General features: G+C 73.1%; 15 protein-coding genes. 4 read left to right on the forward strand and 11 right to left on the reverse strand.

Going from position 1 to position 16,277, the window contains the following annotated elements; genetic code table 11:
• Positions 1–160: 160 nt before the first annotated feature.
• The 7 genes from N3K63_RS00605 to N3K63_RS00635 form a co-directional block, all read right to left on the reverse strand.
• Positions 161–1,093 carry a glycosyltransferase family 2 protein gene (locus N3K63_RS00605; protein ID WP_261578025.1) on the reverse strand — a complete coding sequence of 311 codons (933 nt, stop codon included), beginning with the start codon at positions 1,091–1,093 and terminating at the stop codon, positions 161–163.
• A gap of 20 nt (positions 1,094–1,113) precedes the next feature.
• Positions 1,114–2,226 carry a glycosyltransferase gene (locus N3K63_RS00610; RefSeq protein ID WP_261578026.1) on the reverse strand — a complete coding sequence of 371 codons (1,113 nt, stop codon included), beginning with the start codon at positions 2,224–2,226 and terminating at the stop codon, positions 1,114–1,116.
• On the reverse strand, positions 2,223–3,710 hold the full coding sequence (locus tag N3K63_RS00615; protein WP_261578027.1) for an LCP family protein: 1,488 nt from the start codon (positions 3,708–3,710) through the stop codon (positions 2,223–2,225). The genes N3K63_RS00610 and N3K63_RS00615 overlap by 4 nt, the downstream gene beginning before the upstream one ends.
• Positions 3,707–4,174: a 5-(carboxyamino)imidazole ribonucleotide mutase gene (purE, locus tag N3K63_RS00620; protein WP_261579144.1), complete on the reverse strand. Its 468-nt coding sequence runs from the start codon at positions 4,172–4,174 to the stop codon at positions 3,707–3,709. Before purE ends, N3K63_RS00615 begins: the two co-directional genes overlap by 4 nt.
• Positions 4,175–4,270: 96 nt before the next feature.
• Positions 4,271–5,398 (reverse strand): 5-(carboxyamino)imidazole ribonucleotide synthase, encoded by a 1,128-nt coding sequence (locus N3K63_RS00625; protein WP_261578028.1) that lies wholly within the window; start codon positions 5,396–5,398, stop codon positions 4,271–4,273.
• Positions 5,399–5,453: 55 nt separating this feature from the next.
• Positions 5,454–6,011, reverse strand: coding sequence for a PH domain-containing protein (locus N3K63_RS00630; protein ID WP_261578029.1), 558 nt, complete (start codon positions 6,009–6,011; stop codon positions 5,454–5,456).
• Positions 6,012–6,107: 96 nt separating this feature from the next.
• Complete coding sequence (locus tag N3K63_RS00635) at positions 6,108–6,890, reverse strand: biotin--[acetyl-CoA-carboxylase] ligase (protein WP_261578030.1); 783 nt, start codon at positions 6,888–6,890, stop codon at positions 6,108–6,110.
• Between the two features lie 190 nt (positions 6,891–7,080).
• On the opposite strand from N3K63_RS00635, the gene N3K63_RS00640 reads away from it, so the two are divergent.
• Entirely contained in the window at positions 7,081–8,652 is a 1,572-nt protein-coding gene (locus tag N3K63_RS00640; protein WP_261579146.1) for an acyl-CoA carboxylase subunit beta, read from the forward strand.
• Positions 8,649–8,894 (forward strand): acyl-CoA carboxylase epsilon subunit, encoded by a 246-nt coding sequence (locus N3K63_RS00645; RefSeq protein ID WP_261578031.1) that lies wholly within the window; start codon positions 8,649–8,651, stop codon positions 8,892–8,894. Before N3K63_RS00640 ends, N3K63_RS00645 begins: the two co-directional genes overlap by 4 nt.
• 474 nt (positions 8,895–9,368) lie before the next feature.
• On the opposite strand, the gene N3K63_RS00650 is transcribed toward N3K63_RS00645, so the two are convergent.
• From N3K63_RS00650 to N3K63_RS00665, 4 genes are read right to left on the reverse strand one after another with little or no spacing between them, the layout of a single operon-like run.
• On the reverse strand, positions 9,369–10,445 hold the full coding sequence (locus tag N3K63_RS00650) for a hypothetical protein (RefSeq protein WP_261578032.1): 1,077 nt from the start codon (positions 10,443–10,445) through the stop codon (positions 9,369–9,371).
• Positions 10,442–11,677: a sensor histidine kinase gene (locus N3K63_RS00655; RefSeq protein WP_261578033.1), complete on the reverse strand. Its 1,236-nt coding sequence runs from the start codon at positions 11,675–11,677 to the stop codon at positions 10,442–10,444. Before N3K63_RS00655 ends, N3K63_RS00650 begins: the two co-directional genes overlap by 4 nt.
• Entirely contained in the window at positions 11,667–12,323 is a 657-nt protein-coding gene (locus N3K63_RS00660) for a response regulator transcription factor (RefSeq protein WP_261578034.1), read from the reverse strand. The genes N3K63_RS00655 and N3K63_RS00660 overlap by 11 nt, the downstream gene beginning before the upstream one ends.
• A gap of 5 nt (positions 12,324–12,328) precedes the next feature.
• Complete coding sequence (locus N3K63_RS00665; RefSeq protein ID WP_261578035.1) at positions 12,329–13,675, reverse strand: class I SAM-dependent RNA methyltransferase; 1,347 nt, start codon at positions 13,673–13,675, stop codon at positions 12,329–12,331.
• Positions 13,676–13,753: 78 nt separating this feature from the next.
• On the opposite strand from N3K63_RS00665, the gene N3K63_RS00670 reads away from it, so the two are divergent.
• Both N3K63_RS00670 and N3K63_RS00675 read left to right on the forward strand, forming a co-directional pair.
• Complete coding sequence (locus N3K63_RS00670) at positions 13,754–14,410, forward strand: Maf family protein (protein WP_261578036.1); 657 nt, start codon at positions 13,754–13,756, stop codon at positions 14,408–14,410.
• Positions 14,411–14,488: 78 nt separating this feature from the next.
• A complete protein-coding gene (locus tag N3K63_RS00675; RefSeq protein ID WP_261578037.1) occupies positions 14,489–16,270 on the forward strand; it encodes an acetyl/propionyl/methylcrotonyl-CoA carboxylase subunit alpha in 1,782 nt (593 codons plus the stop codon).
• Positions 16,271–16,277 lie beyond the last annotated feature (7 nt).

The raw sequence follows: 16,277 nt of genomic DNA on the forward strand, positions 1-16,277 counted from the left end.
CTGACGACGACAGCACCGAGAAGTAGTGCCCCCGCAACGCTGAATCGGCGGGGGACTCTTCGGACTGTTCGCTCGCACACCACGACTCCATTGTCGCCGCTTGAACGATCCACGATGACACACACGCCGGGTGACCCCGCGTCGGCGGACCCTGGGAGCACTACCTCCTGCGCGGAAGGAGGCGTCGCCGCAGACGCCGAAGCCGCGACCACACGGGTTGGTGAGAATCGATGTCCTGGCGGATGTCCGCGCGCTGACGCTCGAAGGCCAGCTCGATCTCCCGGCGCACTTCCGCTCGAATCCGCTGTTCCACCTGTGCGATGTAGAGAGGCAGGCCCATGCCGTTGTCCGCGATCCACGCGCGCAACGCACGCTCACGGACTTCCTGGTCGTCGCGACGATGCAGGTGATCGAGAGCGAACATGCTGTTGCCCTCCGCCCCGTGGGCGTCCGGTCGCTGCGTCCAGAATGCGAGGGGCTCACCGGCGATGAAGCCGAATCTGTGTCGTGCGAGTGCGCGAAGGTAGAACTCCCAGTCCTCCACCGCGTCCAGCGTCTCGTCATACGGCCCCACCTCGTCATGGAGCGAGCGACGGTAGAGAACCGAGATCGGGACCGCGCGGTTGACCTCGACGAGATCGATCAGTCGCAGAGAGTCCAGGCCTTCCCAGAAAGGGACTCGTTCGGTCTCGATCCACGCACCGTCTCTGAAGGTCTCATAGACGATGGCTGTCGTCACCCCGACCCCCGATTCAGCCGGGGACTCGTCCAGCCGCGCCACGGTCCTCCGCAGGAAGTCGGGATGCCAGAAGTCATCGTCGTCGTGCAGAACCACGTACTCCGTGTCCAGCGCCGCGACTCCGGCATTGGCCGCGGCGCACCGACCACCCGGAGCGGTCGTCGCGATCACTCTCACACGGTCGCCCCACGACGCCTCAGCCACCACCGCGGCTACGGCGTCGACTTCTCCGCCGTCGACGACGACCACCACGCGCCAGTCATCGAAATTCTGTGACGAAATATCCTTGAAAGTTCGTCGGAGGAAGTCGGGCCTGTCGACGGTGCGGACGACGATTCCCACGCGAGCGCTCATGAAGACAGCCTAGGGACGTCTCAGAGGTCCGCGTGCAGCAACCAGACCTGCTCGGCGGCGCCGCGCCATGAGAACGCGCGGCCGCGATCGGCGGCGAGCACGCCGAGCCGCTCCACCGACGCGGCCGAGGCCAGCGCGTCGGACAGCGCCGCCCCGAGGCCGTCGGCGGTGGGCACGATGACGCCGCCGTCGACGAGCACCTCGCGGTGCACCTCGGTCGACACCGCGATGACCGGCACGCCTACGGTGAGCGCCTCGACGACCCGCCACGGGAAGGCCTCCCGCGTGCCGGCGGCCAGAAGCGCCACCGCTCCCCCGAGCACCGCGGCCCGGTCCGCGTCGTCGAGGTCGCCGCGCACGTGCACGCGAGCCGCGGCCAGCCCGGCGGCCTCGGCCAGTTCGACGACCGCCGGCTCGGTGCCGGCCGGAGCGCCGAGCACCACGACGGGCAGGTCGACCCCGGATGCCACGACGGCGGCGAACGCGTCGGCGAGGCCGTCTGCGGCTCCCGGCCCGCCGGCGACCAGCAGGAAGCCTTCGGGGAGGTCGAGGGCGCGACGGCGGCCGACCTCGTCGGTGGGCACCGCGAAGCCGCGGGGCGCGGCGCCGGCGATGACGCGCACGCGGTCGCGCAGACGCGGCTCGATCTCGACGAGCCGGGCTCCCATGGCGTGAGTGGGCACGACGACGGCATCCGCGTGCTTCGCGGCGCGCTTGAGCATGCCCCGGTGCCACATGACCGCGGGCTTGGGCATCTCGTCGGCGTGCAGCCAGGGCGAGAGGTCCCACACGGTGACCACCGTCTGGTCGCTGTCGTGCACGCGGTCGTGGCGCACGAGCGGCGCCATCAGCGTCGGCGAGTGGATGAGCCCGCCCGAGGTGCCCGCGGGCACGCCGAGCTGCCATGCCGCCGACAGCTCGCGTCGCGCGAACGAGGTGCGCGTGACGTCGGCGACGCCGGGCACGTCCGCCGTGACGTCGACGGTGCCGCCGGAGGGCACGATGGCCTCGACGCGGCATCCGGCGGGCGCGGCGGCGACGAGCGCCCGCCCCAGCTCGCGCGAGGCCGTCGCCAGATCGGCCTCGACCGGCGTGACGACCTGGTCGAGCACGACCCGCAGCACCGCGGTCATGAGTCCGGGGTGGGGGTCGGGGTGGGCGGGTAGAGCGCGGCATCGACGAGCTCGCGGATGCGCACCCAGTCGTCGGCGCTCGGCTTGTCGGGGTTGATGCCGGCGCCCTGCGGCGTGAGCTCGAGGGTCTGCACGGGCTGCTCCTTCGACTTGAGCGCGATGTCGACCAGGAAGGACAGCAGCGACGCGGGGATGTCGGTCTGCACGAGGTCTTCGCCGGCGGCGGCGATCTCGTTGAAGTGGGAGAGCACGTTGGTCGGGTTGGCCTGGGCGAGGATCGCCTGCTGCAGCTCTCGCTGACGTCGCATGCGGTCCCAGTCGCTGGTCGTGTAGCGCGACCTGGCGTACCACTGGGCGGTGTCGCCGTCCATGTGCTGCGGACCGGCTTCGATCCAGCCGCTGGCCCAGTCCTCGGCGGACTGTCCCTCGTACGAGGGCCCGCCGCCTTCGGGCAGGCGCTCCTGCACGGTGATGTCCACGCCGCCGAGCGCGTCGACGATGTCGGCGAAGCCCTTCATGTCGACGAACACGTAGTACGGGATCTCGATGCCCATGACGCCCTCGGCGGCGTCGCGGGTGGCCTCGACGGCCGGCGTCGAGTGGTTCGCCGCGGCATCCGGGTAGATGCCGGCACCGCGGTCGGGCTGACACGTCTCGACGGCGTTCATCAGCTGGTTGATGCCGGCGGCCCACCCGCAGGTGCGCGAGGCGTGACCTTCGAGCCCGTCGGGGTAGCGCTCCTTCATCGGCCCGTCCGAGAACGGCACGTTCTGCAGGTCGCGCGGGATGCCGGTGATGGTGACGGCGCCCGAGGTGGCGTTGACGGAGACCACCGAGATGCTGTCGAAGCGCATGGAGTCGCGGCCGAGCCCCGAGTCCGCACCCAGCAGCAGGAAGTTGTAGTAGCCGTTGGACGGCGGCACCGGCGGGGCGGTGTTGGCGAAGATCGATCCGAGCGCTTCGCGGGCGGGCCCCAGCAGCTGCTGGGCGCCGTAGACGGCGGTGCCGCTGGCGAGCACGGTGCCGGCGATGGCGAGGATCGCGATGCCCGCGCGGGCGCGGGGCCGGGTGCGCACCAGGCGCACGAGGCGCAGCGTGTCGATGGTGAGCACGACCCACAGCACGGCGTAGGCCAGCAGCAGCACCTGCACGAGCAGCAGCACCCACCCCAGCGTGAACAGCGAGTAGATGACGGTCGGCGCGACGAGGAACGTGCCGAGCGCCGCGATGGCCAGCAGCCACACGGCGATCGTGGCGCCGAGCCCGATGCGTCCGAGCCGCTTGTTGCCGGCGAGCACCTGCGCCGAGCCCGGCAGCAGGAAGTTGAGGGCGACGAGCCACCAGGCCCGACGCGTCATCACCTGCGGCGATCGGGTGTTCGGATGCCGGATCGGCCGCTCGTCGAGCGCCCCCGCCGACGACAGGGAGGGCGCGGCGGGAGTGGATCCGGACGGCCGGGCGCGGGGCGGGGTGGTGACGCTCACAGCGACTCCTTCAGCCGCCGATTCTTCTCCTCGACCTGCGACTCGAGGTCGCGGGCGTACTGCTCGACGCGGTCGGCGAGGGCGTCGTCACCGGCGCCGATGATCCGCGCGGCCAGCAGGCCCGCGTTCTTCGCGCCGTTGATCGAGACGGTGGCCACCGGGATGCCGGCGGGCATCTGCACGATCGACAGCAGCGAGTCGAGGCCGTCGAGCGTGGCCAGCTGCACCGGCACGCCGATGACGGGGAGGGCGGTGACCGAGGCCAGCATGCCCGGCAGGTGCGCTGCACCCCCGGCGCCGGCGATGATCACGCGGATGCCGCGGCCACGGGCCTCGCGCCCGTAGCGCAGCAGCTTGTCGGGCGTGCGGTGGGCCGAGACGACCTCCACCTCGTGCGGCACCCCGAAATCGCTCAGCAGCTGCGACGCGTCGCTCATGACGCGCCAGTCCGAGTCGGAACCCATGACGACGCCGACCAGCGGCTCGGAAGAGGAGTGGAGGGCGCTTGTCACCGGTCCAGGGTAGGCGGCCCGGCTGGAAGATGCCCGCAGGTGACGCGGTCAGTCGCCGAAGAACGCGGCCGCGGCCCGGGCTTCGTAGACGACGGCGTCGAGGTCGTCGCCCACGGCGTTGACGTGGCCGACCTTGCGCCCGGGGCGCGGTGCCTTGCCGTAGGTGTGCACCTTGACGGCGGGGTGGGCGGCCAGGGCCGCCGGCATCCGGTCTTCGAGCGCGTCCTCGGCCGGCCCGCCGAGGATGTTCACCATGACCGCCCAGGGCTGACGCGGCGTAGGGTCTCCCAGCGGCAGGTCGAGCGCGGCCCGCAGGTGCTGCTCGAACTGCGAGGTGACCGCGCCGTCCTGCGTCCAGTGGCCGCTGTTGTGCGGACGCATGGCGAGCTCGTTGATGAGCAGGCGCTCGTCGGAGGTCTCGAAAAGCTCGACGGCGAGCATCCCCGTCACGCCGAGCCCTTCGGCGATGGCGGTGCCGATGGATGCCGCGACCTCGGCCAGCCGCCCCGCACCGCGCGGCGCGGGCGCGATGACCTCGGCGCAGACGCCGCCGCGCTGCACCGTCTCGACGACGGGGTAGACGGCCAGCTCTCCCGAGGGGCGGCGTGCGACCTGCTGCGCGAGCTCGCGCGTGAAATCGACGAGCTCCTCGACGAGCAGCTGCCCGCCCGGCGCGAGCGCGTCGAGCCAGTCGTCGGCCTCGGCGGCGGATGCCACGACGCGCACACCCTTGCCGTCGTAGCCGCCGCGCGGGGTCTTCACGACCGCGCGGCCGCCGTGCGCGGCGAGGAACTCGTCGAGCTGCGCGGCGTCGGCGACGGCGGCCCAGTCGGGCTGCGGGACGCCCAGTTCTGCCAGCCGGGTGCGCATGGCGATCTTGTCCTGCGCGTACTGCAGGGCGTCCGGCCCCGGGTGCACCTCGACGCCCTCGGCGACGAGGGCGCGCAGCACGTCCTGCGGCACGTGCTCATGGTCGAAGGTGACGACGTCGACGTCCTGCGCGAACGCGCGGACGGTGTCGAGGTCGCGGTAGTCACCGGTCGCGGTCGCGGCGATCTGCGCCGACATGCCGGGCTCCTCGGCCAGCACGCGCACCTGCAGCCCGAGCTCGACCGCCGGGGCGATCATCATGCGGGCCAGCTGCCCACCTCCGACGATTCCGACGCGCAGTGCCATACCGCTCCCTTCCGGCATCCATCCTGTCAGGAGGACGGCACGGATGCCGACCCGGTCAGTCTTCGGGGACGACGGTGGTCGGCGTGGTCTGCGCGTCGCGGTGCGCGAGGATCTGGCTGACCTCGACCTGGTCGGCGAGCACCTCGTGCACGAGGCGCACCGACGCGACGTCGCGGATGCGCAGTGGCGCGTCGAGGCCGTTGGAGAGGGTGAGCGTGCCGGTGCCCCACATCCGCTGCACCGGACCGCGGCGCTCGGCGATCGTGTAGCCGCGGGCGTGGCTGATCTCGGTGCGGTGACGGCCGAGCAGGCCCGACTGCTCGACGACGCGGCGCGTGGTGACGGTGTAGGTGTGGGCGTACCAGCGGGCGAACGGCAGCACGACCAGCAGCAGCACGGCAGCGCCGGCCGCACTCCACAGCATCCAGTCTTCGAAGGGAGCGGGGAGGTTGCCGGTGAAGAAGCCCACCGCACCGGCGGCGGCGATCAGCACGACAGCCGACCAGAACAAGCGGCGGGCGTGTCGCCGGAGGCGCACGAGGCGCAGCTCGGTCGGCGCCGCGCCTGGCATGGGCGTCAGCGGGCGGCCGGTGTAGGCGGTCGGCTGCGTCACGAGACCATTGTGCGTCAGGGCCCCGACACCGGCCGGGACGGCACGCCCAGAACCCGCGTCAGCGGGGGCGCTCGGGGGCGTTCGGGCGGTGCGTCGTCAGCGGGCGTGGACGATGTCGCCCGCCGCCACGACGCTCTCCACGCCCTCGCGCTCGAGCACCAGTCGGCCCGCCGGGTCGAGGCGCACGGCGCGCCCGCCGGTGGTGGTGCCGTCGGGAAGCGACACCGTCACCTCGGTGCCGAGGGTGCGGCACTGCGCCTCGACGGCGCCGCGCACCGCTTCACCGCCGCCGAGGGCGAGCTCGGCGATCAGGTCGCGCAGGCCGGTGAGGTAGTCGGCGAGCAGGCGGTCGTCGTCGGAGGTCTTCCCGAGCACGGCGAACGACATCGCCGTCTCCACCGGCAGCTGCTCGGCGGTCATCGCCGTGTTCACGCCCGCCCCGACCACGACCGTCTGCGGGTCGCCGGGCAGCACCTCGGCGAGGATGCCGCTGATCTTGCGCGCCGCGGCGCCCTCCCCGACCAGCACGTCGTTGGGCCACTTGAGCCCCGCCCCGTCCAGCTGCGCGCCGACGGCGCGGGCCATGGCAGCGCCGGCGACCAGCGGGATCCACCCGCGGTCGGCGTCGGCGACAGCGGCGACCCGCAGCACGACCGAGATGGCCAGCGCCGAGCCGGGCGGGGTGACCCAGCTGCGATCGAGGCGGCCGCGGCCGGCGGTCTGGTCGGTGGTGACGACGGCGGCCAGGTGCGGGTGCGCGTCGGGGTCGACCTCGGCGTCGTGGAGCAGCTTCGCGTTGGTCGACGGGGTCGAGTCGATGAGATGCAGCCGCGGGGTGACGGCGGCGGCGAGCGGGTAACCGAGCGGCGGAAGGGTCATGCCGCCACGATACGCGCACGCCCACCGCACGTCGCAGGCCGCCGCGGGCCGCCGCAGGCCGCCGCAGGCCGCCGCAGGCGCGGAGGGTTGGAGGGAAGGCCACAGCGGATGGCCGCCGGCGTTGTGGCTTGTCGCCAACGTTCGCCGGAAGCGGCTCGCTAGGGTGGAACGCGTGACCGACGCGCCCGACATGTCCACGACCGCCGGCAAGATCGCCGACCTCCGCGCCCGCTACCAGGCGGCCGTGGTCGACGCCGAGGCCGCGGCACTCGAGAAGCAGCACGCGAAGGGCAAGCTCACCGCCCGCGAGCGCATCGAGATGCTCGTCGACCCGGGCTCGTTCGTCGAGCTCGACGAGTATGTGCGCCACCGCACCACCGCGTTCGGCATGGACCGCGCGCGCCCCTACGGCGACTCCGTCGTCACCGGCACCGGCACCATCCACGGCCGCACGGTCGCCGTCTACGCACAGGACTTCACGACCTTCGGCGGGTCGCTCGGCGAGGTCGCGGGCGAGAAGATCATCAAAGTGATGGAGCTGGCGCTGCGCGGCGGCATGCCCATCATCGGCATCCTCGATTCCGGTGGCGCCCGCATCCAGGAGGGCGTGGTCGCCCTCGGCAAGTACGGCGAGATCTTCCGCCTCAACACGCAGGCCTCCGGTGTCATCCCGCAGATCTCGCTCATCATGGGCCCCGCCGCCGGCGGCGCGGTGTACTCCCCCGCCCTCACCGACTTCGTGGTCATGGTCGACAAGACCAGCCAGATGTTCGTCACCGGCCCCGACGTCATCAAGACCGTCACCGGCGAGGACGTCGGCATGGAGGAGCTCGGCGGCGCCTACACGCACAACACCCGCTCCGGCGTGGCCCACTACCTCGCCGAAGACGAAGACGACGCGATCGACTACGTGCGCACGCTGCTGGGCTACCTGCCCGACAACAACCTGTCCGAGCTGCCGCAGTACGACACCGACTTCGAGTTCGAGACGACGGATGCCGACCGGTCGCTGAACACCGTCATCCCCGACTCCCCCAACCAGCCCTACGACATCCACCAGGTGATCTCGCACGTGGTCGACGCGGGCGAGTTCATCGAGGTGCAGCCGCTGTTCGCGCCGAACATCGTCATCGGCTTCGGCCGCGTCGAGGGCCGCACGGTCGGCATCATCGCCAACCAGCCCTCGCAGATGGCCGGCACGCTCAACATCGACGCCGGCGAGAAGGCCAGCCGCTTCGTGCGCTTCTGCGACGCGTTCAGCGTGCCGATCGTCACCCTCGTCGACGTGCCCGGCTACCTCCCCGGCACCGACCAGGAGTGGACCGGCGTCATCCGCCGCGGCGCCAAGCTCCTCTACGCCTACGCCGAGGCCACCGTGCCGCTGGTGACCGTCATCCTGCGCAAGGCCTACGGCGGCGCCTACATCGTGATGGGCTCCAAGCAGCTCGGCGCCGACATCAACCTCGCCTGGCCGACCGCCGAGATCGCCGTCATGGGCGGGCAAGGCGCCGTCAACATCCTTTACCGCGGCGAGCTGAAGAAGGCCGAGGAGGCCGGCGAGGACGTCGCCGCGGTGCGCGCGCGCCTGGCGAGCGAGTACACCTACAACGTGGCCTCCCCGTTCCTGGCCGCCGAGCGCGGCGAGCTCGACGGCATCATCGAGCCGGCCCAGACCCGCGTCGCCATCGCGAAGGCGCTGCGGTCGCTGCGCGGCAAGCGCGCGAGCCTGCCGGCCAAGAAGCACGGGAACATCCCGCTGTGAGCGACGACGCCGCCGTCGACCCCGCCGACCCCGGGCGCATCGTCCGGGTCGACCTCGTGCGCGGCCACGCCGACGACGACGAACTCGCCGCCGTGGTCTCCGTCGCCACCGCCGCCTACCTGCAGGAGACCCGCGCCGCGGTGGCCGAAGAGCAGCCGCGCCGGTCGGCCTGGCAGATCACGGCGACCGCGCCGCGCCCGCCGCTGCGCCGCGACCTCGGCTGGGGCCCGCACTCGGCCTGACCACGCCCCGGGGGCGCGCGTCCGCCCGAGGCCCCGGGCGCTCAAGGCCCTCGGCGTGCTGGATCGGGGTCGCGAGCGACGGGCTCACGCGCCCCGAGCCCGTCGATCGGGACCCCGATTCCCTGCCGAAGGATGCCGGGGCTCGGCGCCCCCGAGGGAGGTCGGGCAGATGTCCCCCAAAGTACCTACAGACAAGAGCCTTCCCGCGGGCGAGACTATGAGAGCTGGAACGCTTCTGCGTTCGGCCGGCCATCGGTCTCCGGTGGCTCCGGCCCCTTGCGAGTCGGTTTTCGGGTAACCACTCGCGCGGCGAGGGGCGGGCGGCTTCGCCGCCCCTCGCCTTCCAGCGGCTTCGGCCGCAGCGGATGCCGGCGCGTGCGGCATCCGGGCCCTCCGCCGATCCCGGCGAGAGCCCCGACGGGCGCGATGGGAGCGCCCCACCACGGACTCCCCCGCCGTCACCGCGGCACGCGATCAGTCGCGGGCGGGACCCTCGGCATCCGGCGACGGCAGCACCGGCGTGGTGCGCTCGATCTCGTGCCACAGGTCGACGACGTCTTCGCCGTCGCCGCCGCGCGAGCGTCCGACGACCGTGACGGCCGTGTCGCCGTGGGTCGAGGTGCGCACGAACACCTGCTCCGACGACGCCGCCGCCAGCGCCTGCGCCAGCCGCGCGCGGATGAGTCCGAGCTCACTGCCGTCGAGGCCGTCGAGGCCGCCCTCGTCGGTGACCGACACGACCGCGCCGCGACGCCGCGCGGCGTCGAGCTGGGCGCGCACCTCGTCATCGAGCAGCCGCGAGGCGCGCAGCTCGTCGCGCAGCGCCCCTTCGGCCAGGTGGGCGCGCTGGCGCTCCGCGGGGTCGAGGCGTCCCTCGGCCTCGATCACCCGGGCCAGCACCGGGCCGGCGATCGCCAGCGCCCGCTGCACCTGGGCGCGGCGTTCGCGCCGCCCGCCCTCCTGCGAGGCCAGCCATTCCGACGCGGCCCGCTGCAGCTGGGTGAGCTCGGCGGTGTCGCGCGCGGCGCGGCCGACGAGCCCCGTGACGAGGTTGGCCACCCCCACCCACAGCACGGCGCCGACGGCGCCGAGCGACAGGGCGTCGGCGAGGCCGATCCACACGATCGCCTCGATGACCACGATCGCGACGCCGATCCACGCGAACACGGTGCGCCCGCGCACCACGAGGATTGCCATCAGCGCGCCGATGCCGCCCAGGCTCCAGGTGGCGAAGCCCTCGAGGCGGGCGTCGGGGCCCACCGCGAACCACGTCGCGTTGGGCACGAGCACGGCCACCCCGAGTGCCAGCAGCGCCGCCCACAGCGGCAGCAGCGAGCGGTGACCGAGGTCGCCGGTGACCGCCGCCGGCCCGGGGGCGCTGCCGTCGGGCCAGAAGATGCAGACGAGCGTCGTGATGAGGTAGCAGGCGAGTGAGGCGACGGCCACGAGCGGCTGGTCGACCGGCTCGGTCCACAGCAGGCCGCCCACGGTGAGGTACGCGGTGAAGGCGACGGCGAGCCACGACAGCAGCGGCCGGATGCCGCCGTTCATGACGGCCTCACCCAGTCGAGGGTGACGACGGTGCCGGCGGCGCCGCTGCGGATCACCGCGCGGCCGGCCACGGCGGCCACCCGCGCGTGTATCGACCCGCGGATGCCCAGGCGGTCGTCGGGCACGGAGGCGGGGTCGAAGCCCGGTCCGCGGTCGGACACCCGGATGCCGAGGGTCCTCGCTTGCGCCCGCACCTGCACCTCCATGCCGGCCGCGCCGGCGTGCTGCACCGAGTTGGCGATCGCCTGCGTCGCGGCGAGCACCAGCGCACCGGCGACACGGCCGGGGATGCGCAGTCCGGTGTCCTCGCCGACCAGCTCGACGGTGAGCGCCACGTGGAAGTCGTCGAGGGCCGACTGCAGGCGGGCGACGACATCGGCGACCCCCACCGGCTCGTCCGACCCCTCCCCGGCATCCCGGTCGGCGTTGGCCAGGCGGGTCAGCGCCTCGCGGGCCATCGCGACGGCGAGGGTTTCCTCGCGCGGCGTCTCGGCCCGCTCACCGGCGATGAGGGCGGCCAGCACGCTGTCGTGCATGAGCGCCGCCACCTCGATGCGCTCCTTCTCCGCGGCATCCGCGGCCGCCGCCGCCGCATACGACGCGACGGTCTCGCGCCGGCTGCGGTCGATCTGGGCAGCCACCGAGCGCAGGATCATGCCGAGCGCGATGATGACGCCGGCGAGGATCATCGCGAACATGCCGTTGAGCAGCACCAGCACGAGCTGGTTCGGATCGAAGCCCAGCTGCACCAGGCGGGCGATCACGAACAGCGCCGGAACGGCGACGGCCCAGACCATCTGCAGCGGCACCGCGAAGGCGAACACCGTCGCGGCGGAGGCCACGTTGAGCAGGTACCAGACCCACGGCGCGTCGACCCCCGGCTCGCGGCCCGCGGTGGCGAACGGCCACGCGATCAGCACGACCGGCAGCACCACGGCGAACACGCGGCACGCCACGCGCACCGCCCGGCCGATCAGCAGCGCGGCGACCATGGCCACCAGCGGCACGAAGGTCACCACGAGCAGCACCACGTGCCACGTCGGGTCTTCCTGCCGCGAGTTGACCGCGTTCAAGAACGCCTGCAGGCCCAGCAGCGCCGACCCGGCGCCGACGACGACCTCGAGGATGCGCTCCATCCGCGCCCGGGTGAAGTTGGCGGCGCCTGCCGAGATGCCGCTGAGCGCGCGGCGCACGTCGGGGTCGATGAGCCCCGGGGCCGGTTCAGTGCTCATCGGGACTCTCGTCGACGAGTCCGTCCTCCATCGCCCGACGGAGGAGATCGACCTTGGTCGGAGCGGGGCGTCCCACCTCGACGTACTTCACGCGCACGCGCGTGATGTTCTCCTTCGCGGTCGAATAGGCGATGCCGAGTCGTTCGGCGACGGCCTTCAGCGGCAGGCCGGCGGCGTACAGGCGCAGCACGTCGCGCTCGCGCGCCGACAGCTGCGCATCGGCGAAGGCGCGGTCGCCCTCCACGGCGCTGGCCCACTCGACGTTGTCGAGCGGCTCGCCGCGGGCCACGACGCGGATCGCGCCGAGCACGTCGTCGGTGCGCGACGACTTGCTGATCACGCCGGCGGCGCCCGCCGCGAGCGCCTCGCGCACCGCAGAGGGGCGGTCGGCCACGCTGTGGATGATCACGGGCGAGCCGTCGCGGATGACACGGGTGACGTTCTCGGTGACGGTGCTGCCGTCGCCGAGGGTGAGGTCGAGCACCACGACGTCGGCGGGCTGCGAGGCCGAGTAGGTGCGCCACGCGAGATAGTCGCGCACCGTCGACCCCGAGAACACGACGTCCATGCCGCCCACCCGCGCGCAGGCGGACTCGAGTCCGAGGCGCACCGACTCGTGATCGTCGATGAGGGCCAAGCGCGTCATGGCGCTCAGCCTAACGGCGAGAGGACGGCGACCGCCTCGACATGGTGTGAATGGGGGAACAGATCCAGCGCGCGCACCGAGCGGGCGGCGTAGCCGTGCCCCTGGAAGGTGCGCAGGTCGCGCGCCAGCGCCACCGGGTCGCACGCGACGTAGACGACGTGGGCGGGATGCAGTCCCGCGAGCAGGTCGACGACCTCGCGCCCCACGCCGGCACGCGGCGGGTCGAGCACGACGACACCGGCCGACAGTCGGGCACGCTGCGCGGCGGATGCCGAGGCGGTGAGCTCGGTGAGCCAGCGGTCGACCCGGCCGGTCTCGGCACGGGCGCCCACCCACTCCGCGAGGTTCTCCCCCGCGTGGTCGGTGGCGCGCGCGTCGGACTCGACCGACGTGAGCCGGGTGCCCGCACCGCCGAGGCCGGCGATGGCGGCGGCGAGCAGCCCGACGCCGCCGTAGAGGTCGAGGTGGTGCGCGGCGGGGTCGACGAGACCGTCGAGCGCGTCGCCGACGGCATCCGTCAGTGTGGTCGCCGCGAGGCGGTGCACCTGCCAGAACCCGCCGGCGTCGACCTGGAACGGGCGCCCGGCGACCGTCTCGACGATCGTCTCGCGGGCGGCGGGGTCGGTGGGGACGCGGGAGGGTCCGCCGCGGCGCCGTCCGCGCGGGGCGGGGGCCTCGGCGCGCGGGATGGTGCGCACCCGCCCGTCGGCCGGCTGCACGAGGTCGAGGCGGCCCGGGTCGCCGCCGTGGCGGCGCAGGGCCGCGCGGGCGATCGCCGGCGTCGCCAGCGGCAGCTCGTCGACCTCGATGACCCGGTGGCTGCGCGCGGCGTACGGGCCGACGCGGCCCTCGGCGTCGACGTGCAGGCTGACGCGGGTGCGCCAGCCCAGCCCGTCGGCGCTCTCTTCGGCGAGCACCGTGCCGTCGGCATCCCGCGCCGGGTGGGCGGCCTCGATCGTGACGGGCAGCTCGACGCCGCCGATGCGCTGCAGGGCGTCGCGAATGACCTCGGTCTTCAGCGTGCGCTGGTGGTCGAGGTCGATGTGGCCGAAGTCGGCGCCGCCGGGGCGCAGCTCGGGCGGCGTGTCGACGTCGGCCGGACGCCAGACGTGCGGCCGGCGGTGCGGCGACGCCGCGAGCACCTCGAGCACGTCGCCGCGCCAGAAGCTCGGCTTGCTGGTGTCGGTCAGCCGCACGCGCACCCGCTCGCCGGGGATCGCATCGGGCACGAACACGACCCGCCCCCCGCCGTGCTCGGGCGCGTCGGCGGCGGTGTCGGGCAGGCGCCCGACGAACACGCCGCCGTGGGCGACAGCGGTGACGTCGAGGTCGATGAGGTCTCCGGCATCCATCCTCCGACTCTCCCACACCGCTCCCCGCGCGCCGCGCCCGGGGCGGGAGCGAAAGCTGCGGGTGGGTACGGTGGGGGGATGCGCGTGTGCCTCGCCTCCACCTCGCCCGCCCGTCTCATGCTGCTGCGGCAGGCGGGGATCGAGCCGGTGAGCCTGGCCCCGCAGGTCGACGAGGAAGCCGTGATCGCCGCGATCGAGTCGCACGAGCAGCGCACGCTCTCCCCCGAGGAGCACGTGCTCGTGCTCGCCCGCCGGAAGGCCGCCGACGTCGCGGCGCGCCTGGCCGCCGACGAGCCGGGCTTCGACGGGCTGGTGATCGGCGGCGACTCGATGTTCGAGCTCGACGGCGAGATCCTCGGCAAGCCCCACACCCCCGAGGTCGCCACGGCGCGCTGGCACGCGATGCGCGGCCGCACCGGGGTGCTGCACTCGGGGCACAGCGTGTTCCGCCTGACCCCCGGCGCCGCGCCGCGCGAGGCGCACGCCGTGGCCGCGGCATCCGTGTCGTTCGTCGCCGATGCGACCGACGCCGAGATCGCCGCCTACGTCGCCAGCGGCGAGCCGCTGCAGGTGGCCGGGGCCTTCACCGTCGACAGCCTCGGCGGGGCGTTCATCGAGCGGGTCGAGGGCGACCCCTCGACGGTCGTGGGCATGTCGCTGTCGACCGTGCGGGCCCTGGCGCGCGAGCTCGACGTCGTCTGGACCGACCTCTGGAACACGCCGACGCATTCGTAGCCTCCCGCACACGTTTTGTGCGTGATCTTGTGCGGGTGATCCAAAGAGCACCCCTCCCGGCTCGGTAGGCTGGCATCCATGCCCCAGACCCCCACGAGGCGGATCTCCAAGGTTCTCGTTGCGAACCGAGGCGAGATCGCCGTCCGCGTCATCCGCGCCGCCCGCGATTCCGGCCGCGCATCGGTCGCCGTCTACGCCGACCAGGATCGCGACGCGATGCACGTGCGCCTCGCCGACGAGGCCTATGCGCTCGAGGGCGCCACGAGCGCCGAGACCTATCTGTCGATCGAGAAGATCCTCTCCGTCGCCCGGCGCTCCGGCGCCGACGCGGTGCACCCCGGCTACGGCTTCCTGGCCGAGAACGCCGAGTTCGCGCGCGCCGTGACCGCGGCGGGCATGGTGTGGATCGGCCCGTCACCCGAGGCGATCGAGGCCCTCGGCGACAAGGTCACCGCACGCCACGTGGCCGAGAAGGTCGGCGCCCCGCTCGCGCCGGGCACCCCCGGCCCGGTGCAGAACGCCGACGAGGTCATCGCCTTCGCGCGCGAATTCGGCCTGCCCATCGCCATCAAGGCGGCCTACGGCGGCGGCGGTCGCGGCCTGAAGGTCGCCCGCGAGTTCGACGAGGTCGCCGAGCTGTTCGAGTCGGCCACCCGCGAGGCGATCACGGCGTTCGGCCGCGGCGAGTGCTTCGTCGAGAAGTACCTCGACAAGCCGCGCCACGTCGAGACCCAGTGCCTGGCGGATGCCGAGGGCACGGTCGTCGTCGTCTCCACCCGCGACTGCTCGCTGCAGCGCCGCCACCAGAAGCTCGTCGAGGAGGCCCCCGCGCCGTTCCTCACCGAGGCGCAGAACCGCACCCTGTACGAGGCGTCGAAGGCGATCCTCAAGGAGGTCGGCTACGTCGGCGCGGGCACGTGCGAGTTCCTCATCGGCGCCGACGGCACGATCTCGTTCCTCGAAGTCAACACCCGCCTGCAGGTCGAGCACCCGGTCTCCGAAGAGGTCACCGGCATCGACCTCGTGCGCGAGCAGTTCCGCATCGCCGAGGGCGGCGTGCTCGACTACGGCGACCCCGAGCCGGTCGGCCACTCGTTCGAGTTCCGCATCAACGGCGAAGACCCGGGGCGCGGGTTCCTGCCCCAGCCCGGTCGCATCCACCAGTTCAAGACGTTCGGCGGCCCCGGCATCCGGCTCGACTCCGGCGTCACCGCCGGCGACTCGGTCTCGGGTGCGTTCGACTCGCTCCTGGGCAAGATCATCGTCACCGGCCGTGACCGCGCCGAGGCGCTGGAGCGCTCGCGCCGCGCGCTCGACGAGTTCGAGGTGGCGGGCATGCCGACGGTACTGCCCTTCCACCGCAAGGTCGTGCGCGACCCCGCCTTCACCGCCGAGGACGGCGTGTTCGGCGTGTTCACCCGCTGGATCGAGACGGAGTTCGTCAACGACATCGCGCCGTGGGACGGCGAGCTGGAGTCGCCCGAGCCGGGCGCCCCGCGCCACACCGTGGTCGTCGAGGTCGGCGGCAAGCGTCTCGAGGTGAGCCTGCCCGAGCGCATCACGCAGTCCACCGCCAAGGTCGGCCGCCCCGTCACGGCGCCGCCCGCGCGCCGTTCGCACGCGACGTCGGTGACCGCCGGCGCCTCGGGCGACGCGGTCACCTCGCCCATGCAGGCCACCATCGTCAAGCTCGCCGTCGAGGACGGTCAGCAGGTCGTCAAGGGCGACCTGGTCGTCGTGCTCGAGGCCATGAAGATGGAGCAGCCCATCCAGGCGCACAAGGACGGCGTCGTCGGCGCGATCGACGCGAACCCGGGCACCACGGTGTCGGCCGGTCACCGCCTGCTCACCATCAGCTGAGCGGCCA

It is taken from the genome of Microbacterium festucae (genome assembly GCF_025421715.1).
In the GTDB taxonomy this organism is placed as follows: Bacteria; Actinomycetota; Actinomycetes; order Actinomycetales; family Microbacteriaceae; genus Microbacterium; species Microbacterium festucae.